Here is a 24,288-nt window from a genome sequence, read left to right as displayed (position 1 = left end):
TCGGGATCGTATAAGGCATGGGTGCCAATTCACTGTTCGTCTCGAGCGCAGTATGTTTTTGCGGTAAAAATCTGGACCTTAGAAAACTACTGTGTAAAAGACAGAGCACACTGATAAATATTTTTTCGACATTTGACGGCGATGGTCCAATTTAAGGCTTCACAGATTCTCTTGGCCAGGAAAAGGCCTTGACCTATACCGTCACTGCCCTCCCTCTTTTGGCCGGGCAAGAGGGAGGTTTCTAAATCTAATTGGTTGTCTGTGGCGTTCTCAAAAAAGAGTGTGTTCCCCTTATAGGTAATAACCAATTTAGGGTTGGAAGCGTGCTGTAATGCATTGCTGATTAAGTTATCGACTAGCAGACTTACCAGGTGTCGATTGGCCAGGACTCTGACTTTGTGCCCTAACTTTAAATCAACATGAAACTGCTTTTGTACAATTACCTGGTGTTGAACTAAAAGACGCTCCTCCAGTAAAGCACGCAATGGGATATCTTCCGACTGTAGAGATTCTGAGCGGGCGAGGGCCAATAGTGTCTTAACAGTTTTTTCCATACCGGCAACAGTTTCTAATAGCTCATTTTTCTCAGCTTTAGTCATTTCCCGATTTTGACTGAGAGCCAGTGTGCTTTTCAGAATGGTTAGCCCGGTGCGCAACTCATGGCTTGTATCCCGGGTAAACTCAGTTTCCCTGCGCAATGTCAGCTTGAGCTGGTTAAGTGTATCTTGCAACGTACTTGCGAGATAACCGATTTCATCTTGTTCATTGTTATAGGGCAGGGAAATTTGAGAATCGCAGTTTCTCTGCCGCTTAACTGCTTTAGCGAGGGTTACTACAGGTGCGATGGTTTTACGGGAAATACGAAAAGCACAATAGAGGGCTAAGAGTAGGGTCAAGATACAGGCGCTTGCAAAGAGCCAGAGAAGTTGCGAGGATTGCCGCGTAACAGTGAGTAATTCACTGACTTCAGCTACGAGAACGGCGGAATCGTTGCCCGGAAAATGTACTCTGCGCAGATGGAAGTGATGTTCCGTATCACTAAACCATTCTGCCTTTTCTGCATGACTTGGTAGGGCAGTGCGCAGTTCAGTAGGAATTACTTTGCTTTCAGTGTATAGCGTTAAATAGGGTAGGCGTGGCTCTGGGATTGTTTTAGCCTGTTTTGCCTGCTGTTCGAGGTAGCGGACTTCCCCGACCAATAAGTTATCGAGTAAATGGTCTTCAATTACATAGGCCACCATCATACAGATGGCAAAAAACACCAAACATAGCAGCAGGGTAAAACTGCCAAAAATAGCGAAGACCTTCCTCTGTAAATTACTGGTTTCGCGCATTGGGAATTTCCAACTGATAACCGAGATTGGTGATAGTTTTCAACATGGGAACCAGGAAAGGCTTATCCAATGTTTGGCGAAGACTATAAATGTGGGATTTTAAGGCGTCTGTTTCTGGGGGTTCGTCACCCCAAATATGGTGGATGATTGCCGAGCGGCTTACTGGTGCTGGCGACGCCTGGGCGAGCATAGTGAGAATGCGAAAACCGATAGTTGTCAGGGGCAGAGGTTGTTTATCCCGGTAGGCGGTTTGCTGGCGCTGGTTTATCTGTAAATCACCCACCTTGATTTCTTCACTGGTATGCAGCTGGTGTCTACGTGCCAGGGCGCGGCATCTCAGTATCAGTTCCCTTGGTTCGAAGGGCTTACATAAGTAGTCATCGGCACCGATACCAAATCCGCGTTCTTTATCTGCGAGAGCATCGCGGGCAGTTAACATCAGAATTGGCATGTTAACTGGCGCTTGTGCCTTGATCTTTTCACAGACCTCCAAGCCGTCTATATCCGGCAGGCCCAGGTCGAGAATGATCAGGTCGAAGATTTGTTCCAGGGCCAGCTGTAAACCCTGGCGACCCCGATGGGCGTAATCTATCTGCCAGTCCTCAGCGTGCAGGAATTCGGCAATCTGGCGGGCGATAGTGAGGTTATCTTCAATCAACAATATCTTCAGTGAGGGCACCGGCAAACCTCTTGTGGCAGAGTAAGTTGCCAAACATTCTGACAGAGTGCCGGTGAAATTGAAGTGAAGCCCCGCTCTAGATGTTGAGGTTGCGGCCGCCGTCAACAGCAATAATCTGGCCGTTGATATAGGGGGCGTCACAGACCAGGAAGCGCACGGTTTTGGCGATATCGCTGGGGTCACCGGTTCGGGCCAAAGGAATGCGCTGGGTGATCTGTGCTTTCTTGGCTTCGTTAGTTGCCTCTTGCTCTGGCCAAAGAATGGCACCGGGGGCGACTGCATTGACCCGGACCTGGGGAGACAGCTCCAGAGCGAGGCTTTTTGTCAGCATTACCAGCCCAGCCTTGGCGGCGCAGTAAATAGTGTGCTCGGGCATCGGGCGCTCGGCGTGGATATCCGCCATATTAACAACGCAGCCCTGTTGTTGGCTGAGTGTTTCTTTCAGGGCCTGAATGAGAAAGAAGGGGACTTTGAGGTTGCTGCCTACCAGCCGATCCCAGTCCTCCTCGGTCGCCTTTCCCACAGGTGTGGGGTGAAATGCTGAGGCATTGTTGACCAGAACATCGATACCGCCCCAGGCCTCTTGTGCGCGCTGGGCCAGATTGGAACAGGCTTCGGCGCTATTCAATTCACTGTGCAACGCTATGGCAGAGTTGGGGCGAAGTCGGTTCAGCTCGTTTGCCAGGGCCTTGGCTGCATCAGCCGAGTTGCGATAGTGAATAACAACCCTGTGATCTCTATGCAGCTCTTTGGTAATAGCACGGCCCAAGCGTGCGGCAGCACCGGTAATCAACACATTACGCAATGTAATTATCCTTTATTTTGGCGATTGCCTTGATGCGCTCCCGGTCCAGTGCCTGCCCCAGCTTCGCACCCTGGTAGCCCTGTTTAATCAACTCCTCGGCAGTTACCGCCGATGCTGCTTCGCGAGCGGCACGTAAAAAGTCCACTTGTGGATAATCTCTATTCTCCAGCCCCTCACGACCCCGGGCATCTGCCTCGCAGGCGCGTAGAAAGTTTTCAAATCGCTCGGGACGTCGCAAGGCATCCAGACTGCGGATCATTTTCATAATGGTCTGTGGGCGCAATTCGAAGGCCCTGTGGCAATGCAGGTGGTATTCACAGACCCCGATAGCCAGTGCAGTCAGGTCTTTTGGGGTGCGCCAGCGCTCACAGACGGCCTTTACCAGGGGCACGCCGGCGGATTCGTGGCCGTGGTGGCTAGGGAGAATCTCTTCGGGAGTTAACCCCTTGCCTAAGTCGTGCAGTAAGACTGCGAATCGTACTGGTAGCTCGGCAGGGGCGTTGTTAAGTGCCAGTAAAACATGCTCACCAGTATCCACTTCAGGGTGATGCTCTGGTGGTTGGGGGACACCGAACAGGTTCTCCAGCTCAGGAAGCAGGATGGACAGGGCGCCGCACTCCCTCAGTACCTGAATGAAGACATCGGGGTCGGGCTCGGTAAGGGCGCGGCTTACTTCCTTCCAGATTCGCTCCGCTACCAGATATTCAACCTCTCCAGCCTCGACCATTTGGCGCATAAGCGCCATTGTCTCCGATGCAACAGTAAATCCAAGGTGGTGGTAGCGCGCCGCAAAACGGGCTACACGCAGGATGCGCAACGGATCTTCGGCGAATGCTGTGGATACATGGCGAAGTAGCCGTGCTTCTAGATCGGCTTGCCCACCGTAAGGATCAATCAGGGCACCATCCTCTGATTCAGCGATCGCGTTGATAGTAAGGTCGCGGCGTTGCAGGTCCTCTTCAAGAGTAATGCTGGCATCCGTATTTACGGAGAAGCCACCGTAGCCGCGTCCGCTCTTACGCTCTGTTCGCGCGAGTGCATACTCCTCGCCGGTCTCCGGGTGTAGAAAAACGGGGAAATCTTTTCCTACAGGATGGAATCCAAGATTCAACATCTGTTCTGGACTACCCCCAACTACCACCCAGTCGTGCTCGGTTACAGGGCGTTTAAGTAATTTGTCGCGTACTGCGCCACCAACGAGATAGGTCTTCAATAGAATCGCTCCAAGGCTGGAGAAACCGGTTTCCCGGTGAAGAGTTGCACTGCCATAAATCCATTGGTTCCGGCACTGCCCATTAAACAGGATATTGGGCAGGAATTTCAGGGAAGGTAGGAGTGAGATTTTGGCAAGATAAAAAAAAGGCCCCGAAAAAACAAGGGGGCCCAGGGTCTTAGGGTATTCGCTTAGCAAACATCTAATTGCCAAAAGTGGGGTATCTGACTTACCGGCCACCCCACTGGAGAGGATCAGGCGACACGTCAGGTGTCGCGTAATCTATGGCCATTCTATGAGACCTGTCATACCTGTCAACTATATCTTTTAGTATTTTTTGAGGGGGTTGTTTCGCTGTTCGTTAATAAATTACATGGACCGAATTTCGGGCTGGTTTTGCAGCATTAAACAGCATAATTTAAAGGGGCGGTTCTATTGGGCAGGATAATTTCGCGCCTGACTTCGGGGGATGGGGTCTGGGCGTGAGAGGCTGATCTGAGCATCAAGGACTGCAGTTGTTGGGGAGAAAAAATAATATGAGCGAACTACATGTGCTAACCACCGGCGAAGCAGCCAGGTATTGCGGCGTCAACTTCCGTACGGTGATTCGCTGGATAGAGCGCGGGCAACTCAAGGCTTACAAACTTCCAGGTCGCGGTGACCATCGTATTTGTGTGGAGGATTTCGTTGGTTTCCTACGTGATAACTCCATGCCTGTTCCAAACGATCTAGCAGTGCCCAGCCGTAAGGTACTGTTGGTAACTACAGACCCCGAACTGACCTCGTCGGGAATCCAAGCCTTAAAGAATATAGGCTGTGAGATCGAAGTTGCAGGTGATAGCTTCTCTGCTGGTATTTTGTTAGCTGATGCCAAACCCACTCTGTTAGTGATTGATGCGAGTTTGGTCGGCGATGGCGGCTTCCAGGTTCTGGATTATTTGAGAAGCCGCAGTGAGTACGCCAACCTGCGTATTCTAGTTGTGCCCTCTGACGATGATCTGGATAAGGCTCGTTGGTTGGATGCGGGGGCCGATGCCTTGTTGGCAAATCGCGAGGAGCGAGGAGAGCTGGCAGCTAAAGCGAAGTTGTTACTGGAAGCTGACGACTAAAGTATATCAAGCTGCGACTGGCTTAGTTTCCCACCCCTTCTGTGCGGGACCTGCCTATAGGTAGTCCCGTGCTGAACGCTTAAATAGGTTTCGGGATTAACATAGACTCCTCTTCTCCCTCCTGGCGGTCGCGACCTTGCTCGGGGCAGTGAAAGCTGCCCATAACCTCATCACCATTCAGGCTGTTGAGATGTACATCAAAACCCCAGAGTCTGTGTAAGTGCTTGAGCACTTCAGTAGTTTCCTTACCCAGAGGGCGGCGCTGGTACTGGGTGTGTTGTAAGGTCAATGAGCGATCGCCGCGAGTGTCTACTGAGAAAACCTGGATATTGGGCTCTCGGTTACCCAGGTTGTATTGGCCTGCGAGATTCTCCCTTAGTTGTCGATAGCCGCTATCGTTATGAATTGCGCTGACAACGATTTCATTCTCCTTGTCGTTGTCGCTGATACAGAAGAGCTTCATATCGCGCATTACTTTCGGAGAGAGGAACTGCAAGATAAAACTCTCATCCTTGAAATCTCGCATGGCAAATTGCAATGTTTCCCGCCAGTTACTTCCTGCGATATCGGGGAACCAACGACGATCCTCATCAGTAGGGTTTTCACAGATTCGCCTCAGGTCACTGAAAATACTGAACCCCAGAGTGTAAGGATTTATTCCACTGTAGTGGGGGCTATCAAAGCCAGGTTGGTAAATTACGTTGGTGTGGCTTTGCAAAAATTCCATCATAAAGCCTTCGGTCACCCTACCTCGCCGATATAGCTCTGTTAGCAGAGTGTAATGCCAAAAAGTAGCCCATCCCTCATTCATTACCTGGGTCTGGCGCTGTGGATAAAAATACTGGGCTAACTTGCGGACAATACGCACCAGCTCTCGCTGCCAGTTTTCTAAAAGTGGTGCATTTTTTTCAATAAAGTAAAGGATGTTTTCCTGAGGCTCTTCAGGAAAGCGCTTTTCCTGGGTTTCCTCGGTGCCTTCTCCAAGTTTGGGGATAGTCCGCCATAGATCATTGAGTTGCCGTTGCCGGTATTCTTCGCGCTCTTGCTGCTGGCGCTCCTCTTCAATTGCAGAGATGGGATAAGGCCTCTTGTAACGATCTACGCCATAATTCATTAAGGCATGACAGGAGTCGAGTACTGCCTCTACCTCATCAAGGCCATAGCGCTCTTCACAACGGGAGATATAGTTCTTGGCAAAAATTAAGTAGTCAATGATACTGCCGGCATCTGTCCAAGAGCGAAATAGGTAATTGCCTTTGAAGAAAGAATTGTGCCCGTAGGAGGCATGGGCAATAACCAATGCTTGCATCGTCATGGTGTTTTCTTCCATGAGATAAGCAATGCAGGGGTTGGAATTGATAACAATTTCGTAGGCTAACCCCATAAGGCCGCGCTGGTAATTATTTTCGACGCTGATGAATTGTTTGCCAAAAGACCAGTGGTGATACCCCACTGGCATCCCTACCGATGAATAGGCATCCATCATTTGTTCAGAGCTGATCACTTCGATCTGATTGGGGTAGGTATCCAGACCAAATTCTTCCGCTAGCTCGCTAATGGCGCAGTCATACTCCTGGATCAGTTCAAAGGTCCATTCAGAAGAAGTGGAAATAGGGCCAGAAGAATCAGATTTTTGTGAATCGCTGCCGCTGGCAAATGTTTCTAGCATCGAGCGGTTACCTTTTGGCTAAACAACTGTCGAAAGACCGGATAGATATCCTGGACATCCACAATTTGTTCCATGGCAAAATGATTTGGGAATAGTGCGCGAACACTTTCATATTCTTCCCAGAGGGCCTGGTGATCTCGTGGGGTAATCTCTACATAAGAGTAATATTGAACGTGAGGCATGATGTCATCAATCAGGATTCTATGGCAGGTACTGGAGTCGTCATTCCAGTTGTCACCATCAGAAGCCTGGGCACCATAAATATTCCATTCGCTAGCCGGGTAGCGTTCGCGCATGATTCTTCGCATTAATTTTAACGCACTGGAAACTATAGTTCCGCCAGTCTCCCGTGAATAAAAAAACTCCTCTTCATCCACTTCTTTGGCACTGGTGTGATGGCGGATAAATACGACTTCGGTATATTCATAACTGCGCTGAAGAAAAAGATAAAGTAATAGGAAGAAGCGCTTTGCCATATCCTTAGTTGCTTGATTCATCGAGCCAGAAACATCCATCAAGCAGAACATGACAGCCCTAGAGCGCGGCTTGGGCTGGCGAATTAGTAGGTTGTATTTAAGGTCAAAATCATCAAGGAACGGCACACGACTGATACGCTGGCGCAACTCGATGATTTCATTTTTAATTGCCTCTATCTTTCGTTGATCACGCAAGGCGGAATCTTTCCGTTCCTCCATATCCAAGGAGTGCTCCAACTCACGTAGTACCCGCCTTTTATTACTGGTAAGAGCGATACGGCGTGCATGAGCAGCCCTAAGGGAGCGAATGACATTGAGCCGGCCGGGTGTGCCTTCATTGCTGATGCCGGCACGAACTATCTGGAAGGACTCATTACCGGCCAGTCGGCGCTTGATCATATTGGGCAGCTGTAGCCCTTCAAACATAAAATCGAGGAACTCTTCTTGAGATATCTGGAAAACAAACTCATCTACGCCCTCACCACTATCACTGGCACCACCTCCGCCACCATCACCACCTCTTTGGCTTTGGCGAGGGATTCGGTCACCAGTAGTGAACTCTTTATTACCTGGAAGTACCCGCTCAATATGCCCACCGGCACCGTGAGAGAATAGTGGTTCGCTGATATCCCTGGTCGGGATACTAATGCGTTCGCCCTTATCCATGTCCATGATGGAGCGGCTATTCATGGCGTCTCCGACAGCTTTCTTTATATGGGCTTTGTAGCGCCTCAAGAAACGTTGACGATTAACCGTGCTTTTCTTCTTTCCATTCAGGCGACGGTCGATGATATAGCTCATATTTCTGCCTTTGGGCGGATAAACTCACCGGTCAATTGGCCTGGAATTTGTTCAGAAATATCCTAGTGGACTCGCTAAGTTCTGGGTAACTGTCGGATATTTTGTTAAGGCCAGCTGGCTTGGTTCCCCGTGTAAAGATGAGCTTTCCTTGGGGAAAGCCCTCCCACTGTGCTTTGAGGTCACTGCGATTTACGGACACGCAGATACCATTCAGACAATAAGCGCACTTGCTTCTCGGTATATCCGCGCTCGACCATTCGAGCAACAAAATCCGCATGCTTACGCTTGTCATCCGCAGAAGCTTTAGTATTGAAGGAAATTACTGGCAGGAGATCCTCGGTGTTGGAGAACATCTTCTTCTCAATAACTGCACGTAATTTCTCATAGGATCTCCAGTCAGGATTTTTTCCCTGATTATTGGCCCTTGCGCGCAATACAAAGTTGACTATTTCGTTACGGAAATCCTTAGGGTTAGATATTCCGGCGGGTTTTTCCGTTTTCTCCAACTCCTCATTGAGCGCGCCTCGGTCGAGTATCTCGCCAGTCTCAGGGTCGCGGTATTCCTGATCCTGAATCCAGAAGTCAGCATAGGTGACATAGCGATCAAACAAGTTTTGGCCATATTCTGCGTAGGATTCCAAGTAGGCAGTTTGTATCTCTTTTCCAATAAACTCGACATATCTTGGAGCTAGGTACTCCTTGATGAATCCAAGATATGTTTCCTGGATTTCTGGAGGGAATTGCTCTTGTTCAATTTGCTGCTCCAATACATAGAGTAAGTGAACAGGGTTGGCTGCAACTTCCGTTGCATCAAAGTTGAAGACCTTGGAGAGAATTTTGAACGCAAAGCGTGTAGATAGGCCGTTCATCCCCTCATCAACGCCAGCGTTGTCCCGATATTCCTGAATAGTCTTTGCCTTAGGGTCGGTGTCCTTTAGGTTTTCTCCATCATAAATCCGCATTTTGGAGTAAAGACTAGAGTTCTCAGGATTTTTGATTCGGGACAGCACGGAAAATTGTGCCAGCATTCTCAGAGTATCCGGCGCACAAGGCGCTTTAGAGAGAGAGCTGTTTTCCAATAGTTTTTGGTAAATTTTGATTTCTTCCTGGACTCTCACACAGTAAGGCACTTTGACAATATAAATTCGATCTAGAAAAGCTTCATTATTGCGGTTATTTCGAAATGATTGCCATTCGGACTCATTGGAATGTGCCAGGATTGTGCCATTGAAAGGTATAGAGCCGAGTCCCTCGGTGCTGTTGTAATTGCCCTCCTGGGTGGCGGTTAGCAAGGGGTGAAGCACCTTGATTGGCGCCTTGAACATTTCAACAAATTCCATCAATCCCTGGTTGGCGCGACAGAGGCTGCCCGAGAAGCTATAAGCATCGGGATCATTTTGTGGAAAATCTTCGAGCTTGCGAATATCTATTTTGCCAACCAGAGAGGATATGTCTTGGTTGTTTTCGTCTCCGGGCTCTGTTTTGGATATTGCGACTTGATCCAGGATAGAAGGTCGAATTTTTACTACCCGAAATTTACTGATATCTCCCTTGAACTCATGCAACCGTTTAACAGCCCATGGGGACATAATGGTATTGACATATCGCCTGGCGATACCATAGTCCTCTTCCAGGATTCGACCATCTTCGCTAGGTGAGAATAAACTCAAAGGTGATTCAAATACAGGTGATCCCTTGATTGCGTAAATTGGCACCTGTTCCATTAGGGCCTTTAAGCGTTCAGCTAGTGACGATTTACCTCCTCCTACAGGTCCAAGCAAATAAAGAATTTGTTTTTTCTCTTCCAGGCCTTGGGCTGCATGTCGAAAGAAAGAAACAATCTGCTCTATGGCTTCTTCCATACCATAAAATTCGCTGAATGCTTTGTATCGCTTGATGACTTTATTACAGAAAATTCGAGATAAGCGTGGGTCGCGAGAGGTATCTATTAATTCTGCCTCACCAATTGCCATTAACATTCGCTCTGCAGGAGATGCATAGGCGCTGCGATCAGTTTTACATAACTCCAGATACTCCTGGATGCTGAGTTCCTCATCTTGGATTGACTCATACCTTTCCAGGTAGTGGTTGAAAATTGTCACGGTATTTACCTCCCTGTAGCCTAGTGGGCAGAGCTCAGCGTCCTGCTTATCAATTAGAGTCAGTGCACTGGTTGTTTCTAAGGTTGCACCGCTTGTACACATTTGGTGATCAATATGTGAAGCGGCATAGCAATCGCCTTGTCTGAGATAAGCTCGGCAAAAGCGCAATTGATTGTTGCCGTTACTATCCTTGTTCTTCCCTGGGGTATACGGAACTGACCCCAGCTATTCCAGCATAGCTTTCAGTCTCATCACGGCACGGTATTGTTATCTAGATGGGTTGAATATAACGGCAGTTTTAAGTTTTATTCGTACTCTTTTAGAAGTGGGTAAAGCTCGAAGGAAGTAAAATGGCGATTCTAGTGACTGGTGGTGCCGGCTACATTGGCAGTCACACATGCATAGAGTTACTTGGTGCTGGCTTTTGGCCAGTTGTTGTGGATAACCTATCGAATAGCAGCCGGGAAGTGCTGAATCGTGTCGAGATGATTTCTGGGCAAAAGGTGCTATTTGATGACTTTGATATTGGCGATCAAGAGGAGCTTCGGAAAGTCTTTTCAGAATGTGAGATTGAAGCTCTAATTCATTTTGCTGGTATGAAGGTAGTAGGAGGTTCTGTCGAGCAGCCGCTACGTTATTGTCAGAGTAATGTAGCAGGTACCCAGGCTCTTATAGAAGTGATGGAGGAATTTGACGTATTTCGAATGATCTTCAGTTCTTCTACAACTGTCTACGAGGAACCTGACACGGTGCCGATTAAAGAAGATTTTAAAACTGGAGCTACTAATCCCTATGGTGCCAGCAAGCTCGTCAAGGAGGGCATACTGCGAAATATCTGTGTCATTCCTGGGAGCTACTGGAAAGTAAGTTTGTTACGCTACTTTAACCCTATTGGTGCACATAAAAGTGAAAGAATAGGTGAGGATCCTCGAGGAATCCCCAATAATCTTTTGCCGTATGTATCTCAAGTTGCTGTTGGACGCGGTCCTTACCTACTGGTTTTTGGTGATGATTATGAAACTGTAGATGGGACAGGTGTTCGGGATTATATACTGATCTAGCTCTGGGACATTTAGCAGCCCTAGAACTACTTAGAAAGCCCACAACAGACCAGGGTTGCTTTATCCATAACTTGGATACTGGCCAGGGAAGTTTTGTGTTGGAAGTCGTAAAGGCATTTGAAAAACCAGTGGTAGAGAAATTCCTTATGAAATTGTACCGCGTAGACCTGGGGATATTGTGGAATGCTATGCGGATACTGAGCTGGCTGAAAAAGAGCTAGGCTGGAAAGCGGAATATGACCTGATACAAATGGTTGAAGATGCATAGCGTTGGCAATCACAAAACCCGGGGGGATATAGCTCGTAATATCGACTCCCTGTAGAAAGCCCTAACTGCTTGGTCTAACTTAACAGTTGAGGTTTGCTAATTTGCAGTAAAGTCGTAAGTATTTAATTTTTTATAGGCTGCAATCTAGGCAGAAGAACTCCTCATCATCCAACCGCATTGCCGTAAGGTAACCACCCCAAACGCATCCCGTATCTAGTGCATAGATATTTTTAGTATCGGCACGCCCCTCCAGAGCTGCCCAGTGGCCAAAGATAATTTTTTCATTCTTACTTTTTCTGTTCGGAAAGCTAAACCAGGGCTTGTAATCGGCATGCGCGGCTTGAGGTCCTCGTTTGGTCACTAAATCTAAGGTGCCATCTGCTTTACAAAAACGCATTCGTGTAAAGTAGTTGGTTATGGAACGTAACCTTTCGATACCGATAAGATGGTCATTCCAGCAATGTGGTTCATTACCATACATCCCATAAAAATAAGCTTTTGCCATAGCTTCATCAGACAGGGCATGCTCAACTTCGCGAGCAAGCGCCGCTGCCTTGGTTACACTCCAAATGGGAGGAATCCCTGCATGAACCATGGTGTACCCCTTTTTGTGTACTAGAAGGGGAAGACCTTGAAGCCAGTTTAGTAGCTGGTCTGAGCCTTTGGCTTTCAGGATTTTAGCTAAGTCATGCTCTTTTTCAGAAAGATGTTTGGCTCCATGGGCCAGAGCTAAAAGGTGTAAGTCGTGGTTGCCTAGAACGGCGGTTACCTGATGACGGTACTCATACAAAAAGCGCAAAGTGCCAAGACTGTCGTCCCCACGATGAACAAGATCTCCAGCAAGCCACAATTTGTCACGATCAAAGCGGAAGTGGATTTTCTTTAGTAGCCGTTGTAATGGCTCAAAGCAACCCTGAATATCTCCAATGGCGTAAGTAGCCAAATTTTCGTCCCCTAAATTGGCTTGTTATTTTTTTGTTTTTCAAGCTGTGTACAGAAATTTGCTAATCGGACAAATTCTTCAACACCGAGGGTTTCAGGGCGACGGCTGGCATCTACCGGGAACGAGTTTACATCCAGTTCTGGATATAGCGGTTTTAAAGCATTGCGCAGTGTCTTGCGACGTTGCTGAAAAGCTACATTGACAATTCGCTCCAGCAGCTTCTCATCCTCGGCAATGAACGGAAGTTTTTCATGAGGAGTAAGGCGTACGATTGCAGATTCTACTTTAGGTGCTGGTTGGAATGATTGGGGGGGCACTGGAAAAAGTCCCTGAACACGGCAGTGATATTGCACCATGACACTCAGACGGCCAAAGGATTTGTTACCCGGAGTGGCGCTGAGGCGGTCGACGACTTCCTTTTGCAGCATAAAGTGCATATCCCGCACTTTACCTTTGAAGCTGAGTAAGTGGAAAAGTAATGGCGTAGAAATGTTATAGGGCAAATTGCCAACTATGCGTAAAGGTGAATCTGCTGCAAATTCTCCAAAGTCAAATTTGAGGGCATCCTGCTCAATAATTTTAAACTGGAGATAATTCCTAAACTTAAACTGCAGTAAGGGTATTAAGTCCCGGTCTAGTTCAACTGCAGTTAGGGAAGGGCATCGTTGGAGGAGAAGCTCTGTAATCGCACCTTGCCCGGGACCAATTTCTACGAGTTTGTCGGATTCTTTTGGGGCTACGGCGCGTACAATACGTTCAATGATATTTTCATCGACTAAAAAATTTTGGCCAAAACGTTTACGGGCTTTGTGCTGGAAAAAACTGTCCATTAAATAATCTATACTTGAAGCTTTTTTGGGTTGATATATACGACAAAAGGGAGAGCCACTTTGCAAATACTGCGAGGTAGCTCACCGAGTAGCCAATTCAATAGCTTGCGCCAAAGCTGCCTCCAAACTACCACTGTCGGCATCGCCAGTACCAGCAAGATTCAGCGCGGTACCGTGGTCTACTGATGTACGGATAAAAGGCAGCCCAAGGGTAATATTTACAGCTTTACCGAACCCCTTGAATTTTAACACCGGCAGCCCCTGATCGTGATACATGGCCAATACTGCGTCACAGTGAGTTAATTGCGGGGGTGTAAAGAGTGTATCGGCAGGTAAGGGGCCAAGGAGCTGGATGCCCTCTGCTCGCAAGCTATTCAGAGCTGGTTCTATCACCTCTATTTCTTCCATACCGAGGTGACCGCCTTCCCCTGCATGCGGGTTTAAGCCGCATACCCCGATGCGAGGAGATTCGATCCGGAACTCATTGGTCAGGCTTTTGTGTAGAATTTGAATGACCTGTGTGAGGCGCTCTCCTGTGATAGCTTTACTGACATCTTTTAGAGGGAGATGTGTAGTCACCAATGCCACGCGCAGCTTTTCAGCTGCTAGCATCATTACGACTTGCTCAATACCCGCTTGCTCAGCAAAAAATTCGGTATGCCCACTAAATGGGATGCCTGCATCGTTGATCACTCCTTTGTGTACGGGGCCGGTTACTAAGGCATTAAATTGTCCTCTCAAGCATCCTTTAGCTGCAGCCTCCAGAGTGCTCAAAACATAGGGAGCATTGGTAGTACTCAATTGACCTGGCTTGGCACTGCTGGCCATTTGGATTTCTTGAATATATAGGCAGCCGGGTGGAGTAGCCGATGCTGCTGAATCAGGAGAGAAGGGTAGTAATGTCAGTGGGAGACTGAGAATGCTGGCGGCCTGGTATAGTAGTTCTGGATCTGCAATAGCTACTATTTGTGAGCTGCTGCCCTGCTGTGCCACTTTAACTGCTAATTCTGGGCCTATACCTGCGGGTTCCCCTGGGGTTAGTGCAATTTTGGTGGTCATTTGGTGGGCCAATTCCTTGATCAATAAAAAACCGGGCGCTTAGGCCCGGTTTTGGGATTCTAAAAGGATGAGTGCTACTGTTGCTCTTTTTCGGTCGAGTCTTTGTTTCCATCCTGCAGCTTAATTTCAACATAAGCCTGATCGCGAATTTCACGGCGCCAATTTTGAAGTTCTTCTTCGTAGCGACGGTTACGTAACAAGTTGGCAGCTTGATTGCGTATATATTGATCAGTCATATCTTGCTTGCGCCGGTCCTCAACTTTCAGGATATGCCAGCCAAATTGGCTGCGAAACGGCAGACTGATTTCGCCAATATTAGTGGTGTCCATTGCCTGGGTAAATTCTGGTACAAATTGACCAGGCATAGACCAGCCTAGATCCCCTCCGGCGAGCATTGAGCCTATATCTTCAGAGTTTTCCCGGGCTAATTTATCAAAATTATCATTGGCCATGGCTTCCTCGCGCATGGCGATCAGTTTGTTATAGGCCTCGTCATCGGTGAGGATGGCGGATGGCTTCAACAGAATATGACGAACCTTAGTCTGTTCCACCAGCTGTTCGTTAGCACCTTTCTGGGCGTGAATCTTGAGTAAATGGAAGCCGGCATCGCTGCGGAAAGGCTCTGTTACATCTCCTACTTTCAGGCCGTTGAGCGCATCTGCAAACAGGGTCGGCAGTTCCACTGTCTTACGCCAGCCTAGATCACCACCGGCTAGAGCATTTTGCCCAGCGGAGTTGGCGATAGCCAAGCGACGGAAATCAGTACCCTCACGTGCTTGCTCAGCAAGCTCTTCTGCCTTTTCGCGAGCTTGGGTCACCTCACTGGATGGTGCGCTGGAGCTTATGGGAATCAGGATGTGACCGAGCTCAAACTGCGGTGACTTCCAGAACTCTCCTTCTTTGGAGCGAAGGAAGTTGTCGATATCCTGATCTGTGATTTGGATTCTACGGTTGACACTGCCTTGTTCCACGCGGCGAATCATCAACTCTTGGCGGACTTGCTGGCGAAAGCTCTTTATGGTCATACCATCTGCACGAAGGCGCTGGCGGAATTCTTCCGGGCTGACACTGGCATTCTGTTGAACTCGTGCGATGGCTTGATCAAGTTCAGACTCAGAGATAGTGACGCCTGCGCGCGAAGCCATTTGCAGCTGTAGTCTTTCGACAATCAGCTGCTCAAGTACTTGGCGGCGTAAAACTTCAATAGGGGGCGCCTGGACCTGCTGTGCCTGGATCTGGCTGGCAATAGTATTCAAACGCTGGGCCAGCTCACTGGCCATCACAACATCCTCATCAACAACGGCGACTACTCGGTCCAGGGTTTGCACTTGTGCTGTAACAGTACCGGCGATCAGTGCGCAGGCAGCCAGAACGGATGACAGACTCAATTTAGTCACAAATTTCTGCATTATTCTCATCACGGTTTCAGCTTTTCTCTCTGATCAAAGTTAGCAATCCCCTTGGTTAGCAGCTGGGTTACAGTAGCCCCGAACCCGGCCAAGCCTTTCAATTGTACTTCCAGGAAGATGCCTTCCTCATACTCCAGGTCTTCAGGTGCCACTACACCGGCTAAATCATTATCCAGGGTACGGCTCCATACCAAGCGTGCACGATAGCAGCAATCGTCATATTCGATGCCTGCCAAGTATTGCAGTTCCCTGTCCAATGTTAAATCGTAGGAAGCGCTAGCCATTATAGAGGTATGGGTGCTGATAGGCAGGACCGCGGAGCTGTTAAGTTGTCGAGTGGATGAATCGTCATCATTACTCTCCTCATCTGGGAAGAGCAGCGTATCATCTCGCTCATAGTAATAGCTTAGATTGAAGATTCGAGCACTATCGTCAAAGTACCTGAGGCTGAAATTGCCTCGGTTTACATTGTGTTCAGTGTCATCGTAAACAAACTCACTTCCAATTCGGAGGGACTGTATTGGGCGGCTTTCTAGCCGGGCGGCGAGTTCAGAGCGGGGAGTGTTTTCTACTAATTCTGTTAACCCAATTTGTGTGTCGCTGGAGTAATAGGCTTGGCCAATACTGGCAGAAAAAAGGTCGCGCCCGCTAATTGGATCAATAAAGCGAGTGGTGAGTCCTAGGGCGATTCGACTTGCATCGTCAATCCGGTCATTGCCAGTAAAGCGGCTGCTGCGGAATAATTGGTCATAACTGAAGGTAAACAGTGACGTATCGTAGAGTAGATTGTTACTTAGTGGATTGACAGAAACTTCATAGTCAAAAACTTCATCTTCACTGATATCGAAAAAATCATCTTGATTAGCGTTGCTGCTGATCAACGTAAACAAGCGGGGTTCAAGTGTGTGGATAAAATCTCGATTAAAAATAAAAGTATCCCGCTCGAAATATAAGCCTGTATCCAAAGTGAACTGGGCGGCGGCAGCATCGGGTGTATCGTTGGCTCCTTCCGGCAAGAAGAGATCACTGACTTGGTAGCCCAAGTAACGACCGGCGACACCCGGTTTGAAATAGCCCCATAGCCACTCTTTATCCCAAAAGAGCTCGTAATCCAGGCGTAACCTATCTGCATTGATAAAATTGTTAGTACGTTCGGTCACACTTAGGGGATCGTCAGTATCAGCAATAAATCTGATTGTTTGGGTATCCTGATGTCTCCAGATTGTGGCTTCATTTTGCATGGAGAGCAGCCAGTCCCCCCAGCGATAGTTACCGTCTACATCCAAGCGTGGCAGCTGGGCGAAGGTATCAAAGCGGTCATTTTGCAGGACTTGATAGTCCTGGGCACGCAAAGTCACTATCCAGTTTTCTGAGTTCAAACTACCCTGGGCTGTTTGGGAAACCTGGGTTTCAGCATTAATCCCCAGATTGGCTGTACTTAAATCGCGGAAATAGTCTGGATCGCTGACCTTGGTGAAATCAATATTTGTACGCCAAAGGCTACCGCTATAGCCGCCCTGTTGCTCGAGATTGAATAACCAGCGGTCCTCGCCTTTGTAAGGCAGTACCAGGTCTTCGGGGAAGCCCCTGTTGATCAGCTTGCGGGATAGGTCATCGTTGCCACCTTTATCTTTTGGCAAATCTGCAACACGGATTTCGCTGTTGAATAAAGGGCTCAGGTGTCGGAACTCTGCCTCCAGGCCATTACCCCGATACTGGATATAACGCGGGGTAATTGTGGCATCCATTTGTGGCGCGATATTCCAATAGTAGGGAATAGCGAGGTCCCAGCCGTTCTTATCACTGTTGCTCAAAGAGGGAAAGAGGAAGCCCGACATACGGGCATCTCCCACTGGAAAGCGGAAATAGGGAGCGTAGAACACCGGAACGTCCATGATTTCCAGGCGGACATTTCGAGCTGTACCCTGGCTTTCTACCTCATCGATATTGATTTCACCGCCAATCAGCCGCCAAAACTCCTTTCCCGGCTCACAGCGGGTATAAGTGCCGTCTGTTAGGGTGAGTTCACCACTGGTCTGGCGTGCTGCGTAGGCCGCGTCGCCATGGATGTATTCATCGTGAATAACGTAAGAGGCATCTTCAATCGATGCTGCCTCACTGTCTGTGTGTACCTCAGCCGAAGCCCCACGGATCAATAAATTCGGCTCACGCAGCTCTACGGCTCCGCTTAGGTAGGCGGTATGGTTTTGCTGATTGAGGTCAACCCGGTCGGCAAATAATTGGCGATATCCCTGGGTGATATGCACATTACCGCTTAATTCTGCGGTGCCATCATCAAGTACCTGTGATCTTTCGGCGGTGGCACGCAGAGGGGCATTCTCGGGAGGAAGATCTGCATCAGGATAGTTTCTCGGAGGGGGAATAAAGGCCCCTGAACATATAGCCGGTATCCTGGCCCTCTCTTCGGGGGTAAGCTCTGAGCGGGGTAGCCAATCGAGGTACAAATAAGGATTGTAGTTTGGGTCTTCGTAAGCATTACCCTGGTTGGCGTGTGCCCACAGGGGGGTTGCGGCAATTAAGCCGATTGCGAAAGTACGGGTGTGTGAATAATTAGCAATCGCGAGTGCTAGGCGACGCCACCGGGGGACTTCATGCATCAATCGATAGGTTCCGGCTATTCTTAAATGTTTCTTTATCGGTAGATGCGTGCGACAGCTATCGAGCCGGGGCGCGCAAAAATCTTCGCTCGATTCTACTTGAATGTAGAAATAGTTAATAGCCACAGCGCTGGTACACGTGTAAGAGGAATTGTGCAGACGCTGCTGGACGCGACACTGCGTGGGGTTACAATGCGGTCTTATACCTGGGGAATCAGCCCGGTAATTACAAGCCACAGGTGAAGAATTGAAGGTGTGTTGTGACTGATGACTCGCGATTTGAGGAGCTTAGCCGCTGGGTGGGGCAGGTTTTGGAAATGCACTCATCTGCGGAGCTGCTCAAGCTTGCCGGCGATGCAGGATTTCGACGCTATTTTCGCACAGACACCAAGCCGAGTTTGATTGCAGTTGACTCTCCACCGGAGTACACCAAGCCAGGCCACTTTGTGGCCATTGCTGATTATCTGCGTCGCAACGGTATCCATACGCCGATGGTGGTCTCGGCAGATACGACCAATGGCTATCTTCTCTTGGAGGATCTTGGCGATACCCAGTTATTTGGTGTACTAAATAACGATAGTGTCGAGGGCCTCTATGCCGAGGTGATGAGTGAGTTGTTGTGTCTGCAACAGATACCCAGAGACGAAACACTTTTTCCCAATTATGACGCAGAATTGCTTCTGACAGAGATGCGTATTATGCCTGAGTGGTTGGCGGGTAAGCTGCTAGGCCATCAGCTTTCAGCAAAGGAAATGGAGCTGATTGAAGATACCTTCCAATTGCTATTGGATAATGCAGCCAACCAGCCACATACCCTGGTTCATCGTGATTACCACAGCCGGAATCTGATGATACGGAAAGGAGAGAGGCCGGGGATTGTGGATTTCCAGGATGCGGTTTGGGGCCCTATCACTTACGACCTGGTTTCGCTGTTACGGGATTGCTATATACGCTGGCCCCGGGAACGGGTTGAACGCTGGGTATTCGCTTACGCAGCTACTGCAGAAGCCGCCGGAGTGATGGAACCTGTGGACCCTGAAAGGTTCTTACGATGGTTCGACTGGATGGGGCTGCAGCGTCATATTAAAGTACTTGGCCTGTTTCCACGCTTGTCGCTTCGCGATGGCAAACAAGGGTACCTGAGTAATCTCTCCCTGGTTATTCGTTATGTACTGGAAACAGCTGGTCGCTATTCTGAACTGAAGCCCTTTGGCGATTGGTTTGCCGACCAGTTATTGCCGTTGATCGAACAGCAGCCCTGGTATAGTGACTACCGAAGTGCTGGGGACTCGCTCAGGTAAGCTGTAAAAATTGTATAGATTAATTTGATGACCCACCCAAAAGAGACCTCTCCAACTACCGCCATGGTCCTGGCTGCAGGCTTCGGGCGCCGTATGCGCCCGCTGACTGACCAGACGCCAAAGCCCTTACTACCTGTAGCAGGAAAACCGCTGATTGAGCACGCCCTGGAGCGCCTTCAAAGTATTGGTATCCAGCGGGTGGTTATTAATCTTGGTTATCTTGGCCATAAGATTAGGAGCTGCCTTGGTAGTGGTGAACGTTGGGGAATGGATATCCAGTATTCGGTAGAGCATGAAGAGAGGCCGCTCGAAACTGCCGGCGGTATTATCAATGCTATGTCACTCTTGGGTGAGGCCCCTTTCCTGGTGGTCAATGGGGATGTCTGGTGTGACTTCGATCTTTCCCAATGGATAACCCACCCTTTACCCAAGAGTTGCCCCGGGCGGTTATTGATGGTGCCCAACCCCCCCCATAATCCTGAAGGTGACTTTGGGATTGAGGATGGGTTGCTATCAGGAACTGCCAAGCCCCGCTATACCTTTGCCGGAATTAGCTGGTTGCGCCCGGAAATACTTACTCACTATCCAAAGATGCGTGAGTGTTTTGGCCTCGGGGAGGTGTTCACTTTTAACGAAGACAAATTACAGGCGGAGTTATATCAGGGGGACTGGTGCGATGTGGGGACTCCCGAGCGCCTGGATCGATTGCACCGCCGCTTAACCGCGGAAAACTGATTTACTTAAGGATATTGAGATGTCTGATTACAAAATTGCTCCATCCATTCTCTCCGCCGATTTCGCGCGATTGGGAGAAGAGGTGGACAATGTGTTGGCGGCCGGTGCCGACTGGGTGCACTTCGATGTGATGGACAATCATTATGTGCCCAATTTGACCATAGGTCCGATGGTATGCCAAGCACTGCGTAAGCACGGTGTCCAGGCGCCTATTGATGTACATCTTATGGTTGAGCCCGTGGACGATATGATTCGCATGTTCGCGGATACGGGCGCAACCTATATCACATTTCACCCCGAGGCCTCCCGCCACCCAGACCGCTCTCTGCAGTTAATTCGCAGTTTGGGATGTAAGGCGGGCTTGGTATTTAACCCGGCTACCAGCCTTGATGCCGCCAAATATGTGATGGATAAGCTGGATATGATCCTTTTGATGTCAGTTAATCCGGGCTTTGGTGGCCAGAAATTTATTCCGGCCACCCTGGAAAAGCTGCGTGAGGCACGACAACTGATCGATGCTAGTGGCTATGATATACGCCTGGAAATCGATGGCGGAGTTAACCGGGATAATATTGCAGAAATTGCCGCCGCAGGTGCAGATACTTTCGTAGCGGGCTCTGCCATTTTCAATACATCGGACTACGCTGAGGTGATCGGCGCTATGCGCAAGAGCCTGCCTTGATAAAAACCTGGCGGGTAACCCCTTGCCCGCCGCATACGGGATTTGTAAACTTGTGCGCCTGCACTGAGGGAATTTCCGTGAATCACACTATCCCCACAACAACCAGCTGGCGATGGCGCCACTGATCCGCTAAGGCCAATTTGGTAGCTGCTACCATTCCGGCCACCTTTCCTGTGGGCGCTATCTATACTCTGGCGCCAACCTAAAAAACGCAAAATAGACCGGAGTCTCTATGACCCCAAGCGAATACGCCCAACTTGTGTCTGCGGGCTACAACCGCATACCGCTGGTGCGCCGAGTACTGGCTGATATTGAAACACCTTTGTCCACTTACCTGAAACTTGCAGCTGGGCGTTACAGTTACCTGCTTGAGTCGGTGCAGGGGGGAGAGAAGTGGGGACGATATTCTATTATCGGTTTGCCAGCACGTACCGTCCTACGAGTGAGTGGTAACGAAGTAACTATTGAGCGGGATGGCGAAGTAGTAGAAAACCACGCCCCGGAAGATCCCCTGACGTTTGTAGAAGAATTCCAACAGTACTATCGGGTGCCGGAGCTACCTGACCTACCGCGTTTCAATGGCGGTCTTGTTGGTTACTTTGGTTATGATTGCGTGCGCTATATAGAGCCCCGTCTGGCGCACAGTATGCCAGTAGATACTCTGGGTAACCCGGATATTCTATTGATGGTCAGTGATGAGCTGGTAGTTTTCGATAACCTCGCCGGTGCAGTTATTTTTATTGTGCATGCAGATCCAATACAAAAAGACGCATATGAGTATGCCCAGAAACGTCTCGACCAACTTGTTACTCGCCTGGCGCAGCCTTTACCAAATACGGTACCCCTGGACCTGGATGGTAAAGGCATAGAGGAAAGTGCGTTTCACTCTCACTTTGGAGAAGAAAATTTCAAGCAGGCCGTAAGACGGGTCAAGGAATATGTACTGGCTGGGGATGTTATGCAGGTGGTGCCGTCGCAGCGCCTGTCTGCCCCGTTCGATGCGCCGCCACTGAACTTTTATCGCGCCTTGCGCAGCCTGAACCCCTCTCCTTATATGTATTTTCTGGACCTTGGCGACCATCAGGTGGTGGGCTCGAGCCCCGAAATCCTGGTGCATCTGGAAGAGGGGGAGATGACAGTACGGCCACTGGCTGGAACCCGCCGCCGGGGGGCCTCAGAAGAGGAGGACCGGGCTTTGGAGCGGGAATTGCTGGCTGATCCTAAGGAGCGGGCGGAGCACCTGATGCTTATTGACCTTGGCCGTAATGATGTGGGCAGGGTGGCGGCAACCGGCAGTGTGCAGGTGACCGAGCAGATGGTTGTAGAGCGCTACTCCCATGTAATGCATATCACTTCTAATGTAACAGGCCAACTGAGGGATGGTCTCTCAGGTATGGATGCGCTACGCGCGGCCCTACCGGCCGGCACTTTGTCCGGGGCGCCGAAGATTCGGGCTATGGAGATCATTGATGAATTGGAGCCTGAAAAGCGGGGTATCTACGGTGGTGCGGTAGGCTATTTGGCATGGAATGGCAATATGGATACCGCTATTGCTATCCGCACAGCGGTAATCAAGGATGGTCAGTTATTTATCCAGGCCGGCGCCGGTCTGGTCGCTGATTCCGATCCCCAGTCAGAATGGGATGAAACCATGAATAAAGCCCGCGCGCTTTTCCGAGCGGCGGGCATGGCTTTGGCCAGTAGTAGTAAAGATGTAAAGACCGAGAACAATGAGCGAAGTTAGTATTCCCCAAAAACCTAACCTGGCGTTACGTTGCCAGAAAATTGTCGAAGCCCCGCTGTTTAATCAGGTGATCATCGGCATGATCCTGCTAAACGGTATCGCAGTGGGATTAGAAACCTCAAATTGGGTAGTGGAACGCTTTGGTGCACTATTGGGGGGTATTAACCAGCTGGTACTTGGCGCTTTTATTCTGGAGGCGCTGATAAAAATTGCTGCCCATGGCTCGCGCCCCTGGCGTTACTTCTCCAGTGGCTGGAACTGCTTTGACTTCACTATTATTGCTCTCAGCTTAATACCGGCGGCCGGGCCGCTAGCTACCCTGGCGCGTCTGGTGCGGGTATTGAGAGTATTGCGCCTGGTCTCGGCCTTCCCTGAATTGCGCACTCTGGTGGATACCTTGTTGCGCAGTCTGCCAAGTATGTTGCACATAGCATTGCTGATGGGGATTATTTTTTATATTTATGGAGTGGCGGGTTATTTCCTATTTCACGATGTGGATCCGACTCATTGGCGTAGCCTGCCGATTGCGCTGTTGAGTCTATTCCGCATTGTGACTTTTGAGGATTGGACCGACATTATGTATACGGCCATGGATGCGATGCCTTGGGCCTGGGTCTACTTTATCAGCTTCGTGGTAATGGGTGCTTTCGTAATGATCAACCTGTTTATCGGAGTGGTACTTAATAACCTGGAAGAGGCCAAACTGCGGCGTATGGATGAGCTGTGCCTGCCACCAAGCCAAACTGAAATCCTGCGCGAATTGCGCGCTACCCAGGCATCGCTAGCGCGTCTGCAAAAGCGTATGGAAGCGACTACTAATGTTTCTGAGGCTAAGGGAGCCGGACAATGATTTTAATGATCGACAACTACGACTCCTTTACCTGGAATGTGGTGCAGTACCTGGAGGAGTTGGGTGCAGAAGTCGTGGTTAAGCGTAACGATGAAGTCACTCTGGAGGAAATCGAGCAGATGGCCCCTGAGAAAATTGTTATTTCACCGGGGCCCTGCACACCCAACGAAGCGGGAATATCCCTTGAGGCGATCAGGCACTTTGCTGGACGCACTCCTATCCTGGGAATTTGCCTGGGCCACCAGAGTATTGGTCAGGTTTTTGGTGGCAGGGTAGTGCGTGCGGGTCAGGTTATGCATGGAAAAACCTCGCCTATAGTGCACAATAATCTGGGGGTGTTTCACGGTCTGTCCAACCCCTTCGAGGCGACGCGCTATCACTCCCTGGTTGTGGAAAAAAGCAGTCTTCCTGAGTGCCTTGAGGTTACAGCCTGGACCGAGACAGAAGCCGGAGAGATTGATGAGATTATGGGGCTTCGCCACCGCGAGTTGGCGATAGAGGGTGTGCAATTTCACCCTGAGTCAATTCTCACCATGCATGGCCACGATATGTTAAGGAATTTTATTGAGTCCTGATATCTAAGGGCAAATGTCGCGGGGC

Annotated in this window: 19 protein-coding genes and 1 pseudogene; 8 read left to right on the top strand and 12 right to left on the bottom strand. The window is 49.3% G+C overall.

From position 1 onward, the window contains the following. Positions 1–86: 86 nt before the first annotated feature. From ABWV76_RS20040 to ABWV76_RS20025, 4 genes are all read right to left on the bottom strand, one after another. Positions 87–1,334 (bottom strand): sensor histidine kinase, encoded by a 1,248-nt coding sequence (locus ABWV76_RS20040; protein ID WP_353377070.1) that lies wholly within the window; start codon positions 1,332–1,334, stop codon positions 87–89. Next, positions 1,318–2,013, bottom strand: a complete 696-nt coding sequence (locus tag ABWV76_RS20035; protein ID WP_353377069.1) for a response regulator transcription factor — start codon at positions 2,011–2,013, stop codon at positions 1,318–1,320. The genes ABWV76_RS20040 and ABWV76_RS20035 overlap by 17 nt, the downstream gene beginning before the upstream one ends. A gap of 76 nt (positions 2,014–2,089) precedes the next feature. Further along, on the bottom strand, positions 2,090–2,809 hold the full coding sequence (locus ABWV76_RS20030; RefSeq protein ID WP_342664441.1) for a pteridine reductase: 720 nt from the start codon (positions 2,807–2,809) through the stop codon (positions 2,090–2,092). Between the two features lies 1 nt (position 2,810). After that, the gene (locus tag ABWV76_RS20025; RefSeq protein ID WP_026304896.1) at positions 2,811–4,031 is read right to left on the bottom strand and encodes a multifunctional CCA addition/repair protein; all 1,221 of its coding nucleotides are present in this window, start codon (positions 4,029–4,031) and stop codon (positions 2,811–2,813) included. A gap of 536 nt (positions 4,032–4,567) precedes the next feature. Here ABWV76_RS20025 and ABWV76_RS20020 point away from each other — a divergent pair. Beyond that, positions 4,568–5,140 carry a helix-turn-helix domain-containing protein gene (locus tag ABWV76_RS20020; protein WP_020411519.1) on the top strand — a complete coding sequence of 191 codons (573 nt, stop codon included), beginning with the start codon at positions 4,568–4,570 and terminating at the stop codon, positions 5,138–5,140. A gap of 79 nt (positions 5,141–5,219) precedes the next feature. Here ABWV76_RS20020 and ABWV76_RS20015 read toward each other — a convergent pair whose 3' ends face one another. From ABWV76_RS20015 to ABWV76_RS20005, 3 genes are all read right to left on the bottom strand, one after another. After that, a complete protein-coding gene (locus ABWV76_RS20015) occupies positions 5,220–6,809 on the bottom strand; it encodes a SpoVR family protein (protein ID WP_353377068.1) in 1,590 nt (529 codons plus the stop codon). Next, positions 6,803–8,086: a YeaH/YhbH family protein gene (locus ABWV76_RS20010; protein WP_020411517.1), complete on the bottom strand. Its 1,284-nt coding sequence runs from the start codon at positions 8,084–8,086 to the stop codon at positions 6,803–6,805. The genes ABWV76_RS20015 and ABWV76_RS20010 overlap by 7 nt, the downstream gene beginning before the upstream one ends. A 179-nt stretch (positions 8,087–8,265) precedes the next feature. Continuing rightward, entirely contained in the window at positions 8,266–10,188 is a 1,923-nt protein-coding gene (locus ABWV76_RS20005; RefSeq protein WP_026304895.1) for a PrkA family serine protein kinase, read from the bottom strand. 350 nt (positions 10,189–10,538) lie between these two features. Between ABWV76_RS20005 and galE the strand changes: the two are divergent. Then, positions 10,539–11,517, top strand: a pseudogene (gene galE, locus ABWV76_RS20000) (UDP-glucose 4-epimerase GalE). Between the two features lie 130 nt (positions 11,518–11,647). On the opposite strand, the gene ABWV76_RS19995 reads toward galE, so the two are convergent. From ABWV76_RS19995 to ABWV76_RS19975, 5 genes are all read right to left on the bottom strand, one after another. Continuing rightward, positions 11,648–12,460, bottom strand: a complete 813-nt coding sequence (locus ABWV76_RS19995) for a symmetrical bis(5'-nucleosyl)-tetraphosphatase (RefSeq protein WP_282951777.1) — start codon at positions 12,458–12,460, stop codon at positions 11,648–11,650. A gap of 11 nt (positions 12,461–12,471) precedes the next feature. After that, positions 12,472–13,290, bottom strand: a complete 819-nt coding sequence (rsmA, locus tag ABWV76_RS19990; protein ID WP_353377117.1) for a 16S rRNA (adenine(1518)-N(6)/adenine(1519)-N(6))-dimethyltransferase RsmA — start codon at positions 13,288–13,290, stop codon at positions 12,472–12,474. A gap of 81 nt (positions 13,291–13,371) precedes the next feature. Then, positions 13,372–14,349, bottom strand: coding sequence for a 4-hydroxythreonine-4-phosphate dehydrogenase PdxA (pdxA, locus tag ABWV76_RS19985; protein ID WP_353377067.1), 978 nt, complete (start codon positions 14,347–14,349; stop codon positions 13,372–13,374). A gap of 74 nt (positions 14,350–14,423) precedes the next feature. Continuing rightward, positions 14,424–15,758 (bottom strand): peptidylprolyl isomerase, encoded by a 1,335-nt coding sequence (locus tag ABWV76_RS19980; protein WP_020411510.1) that lies wholly within the window; start codon positions 15,756–15,758, stop codon positions 14,424–14,426. A gap of 8 nt (positions 15,759–15,766) precedes the next feature. Then, the gene (locus ABWV76_RS19975; RefSeq protein WP_353377066.1) at positions 15,767–18,376 is read right to left on the bottom strand and encodes an LPS-assembly protein LptD; all 2,610 of its coding nucleotides are present in this window, start codon (positions 18,374–18,376) and stop codon (positions 15,767–15,769) included. A 260-nt stretch (positions 18,377–18,636) separates the two neighbouring features. Between ABWV76_RS19975 and ABWV76_RS19970 the strand changes: the two genes are divergently transcribed. The 6 genes from ABWV76_RS19970 to ABWV76_RS19945 all read left to right on the top strand — a co-directional run bounded on the left by ABWV76_RS19970 (position 18,637) and on the right by ABWV76_RS19945 (position 24,263). Beyond that, complete coding sequence (locus ABWV76_RS19970) at positions 18,637–19,677, top strand: aminoglycoside phosphotransferase family protein (protein ID WP_353377065.1); 1,041 nt, start codon at positions 18,637–18,639, stop codon at positions 19,675–19,677. A 27-nt stretch (positions 19,678–19,704) separates the two neighbouring features. Next, a complete protein-coding gene (locus ABWV76_RS19965; protein ID WP_157533302.1) occupies positions 19,705–20,412 on the top strand; it encodes a nucleotidyltransferase family protein in 708 nt (235 codons plus the stop codon). A 19-nt stretch (positions 20,413–20,431) separates the two neighbouring features. Further along, on the top strand, positions 20,432–21,094 hold the full coding sequence (gene rpe, locus ABWV76_RS19960) for a ribulose-phosphate 3-epimerase (protein WP_020411506.1): 663 nt from the start codon (positions 20,432–20,434) through the stop codon (positions 21,092–21,094). 232 nt (positions 21,095–21,326) lie between these two features. Next, complete coding sequence (gene trpE, locus ABWV76_RS19955) at positions 21,327–22,838, top strand: anthranilate synthase component I (protein WP_353377064.1); 1,512 nt, start codon at positions 21,327–21,329, stop codon at positions 22,836–22,838. Beyond that, on the top strand, positions 22,825–23,688 hold the full coding sequence (locus tag ABWV76_RS19950) for an ion transporter (protein WP_282951773.1): 864 nt from the start codon (positions 22,825–22,827) through the stop codon (positions 23,686–23,688). Before trpE ends, ABWV76_RS19950 begins: the two co-directional genes overlap by 14 nt. Beyond that, on the top strand, positions 23,685–24,263 hold the full coding sequence (locus ABWV76_RS19945; protein WP_020411503.1) for an anthranilate synthase component II: 579 nt from the start codon (positions 23,685–23,687) through the stop codon (positions 24,261–24,263). Before ABWV76_RS19950 ends, ABWV76_RS19945 begins: the two co-directional genes overlap by 4 nt. The last annotated feature ends 25 nt before the right edge of the window (positions 24,264–24,288 follow it).

Origin of the sequence: Microbulbifer sp. NBRC 101763, from assembly GCF_040371615.1 — a bacterium.
GTDB classification, from domain to species: domain Bacteria; phylum Pseudomonadota; class Gammaproteobacteria; order Pseudomonadales; family Cellvibrionaceae; genus Microbulbifer; species Microbulbifer variabilis.
The sequence above is the reverse complement of the archived record's forward strand: the minus strand, read 5'-3'. Positions and strand labels throughout refer to the sequence as shown.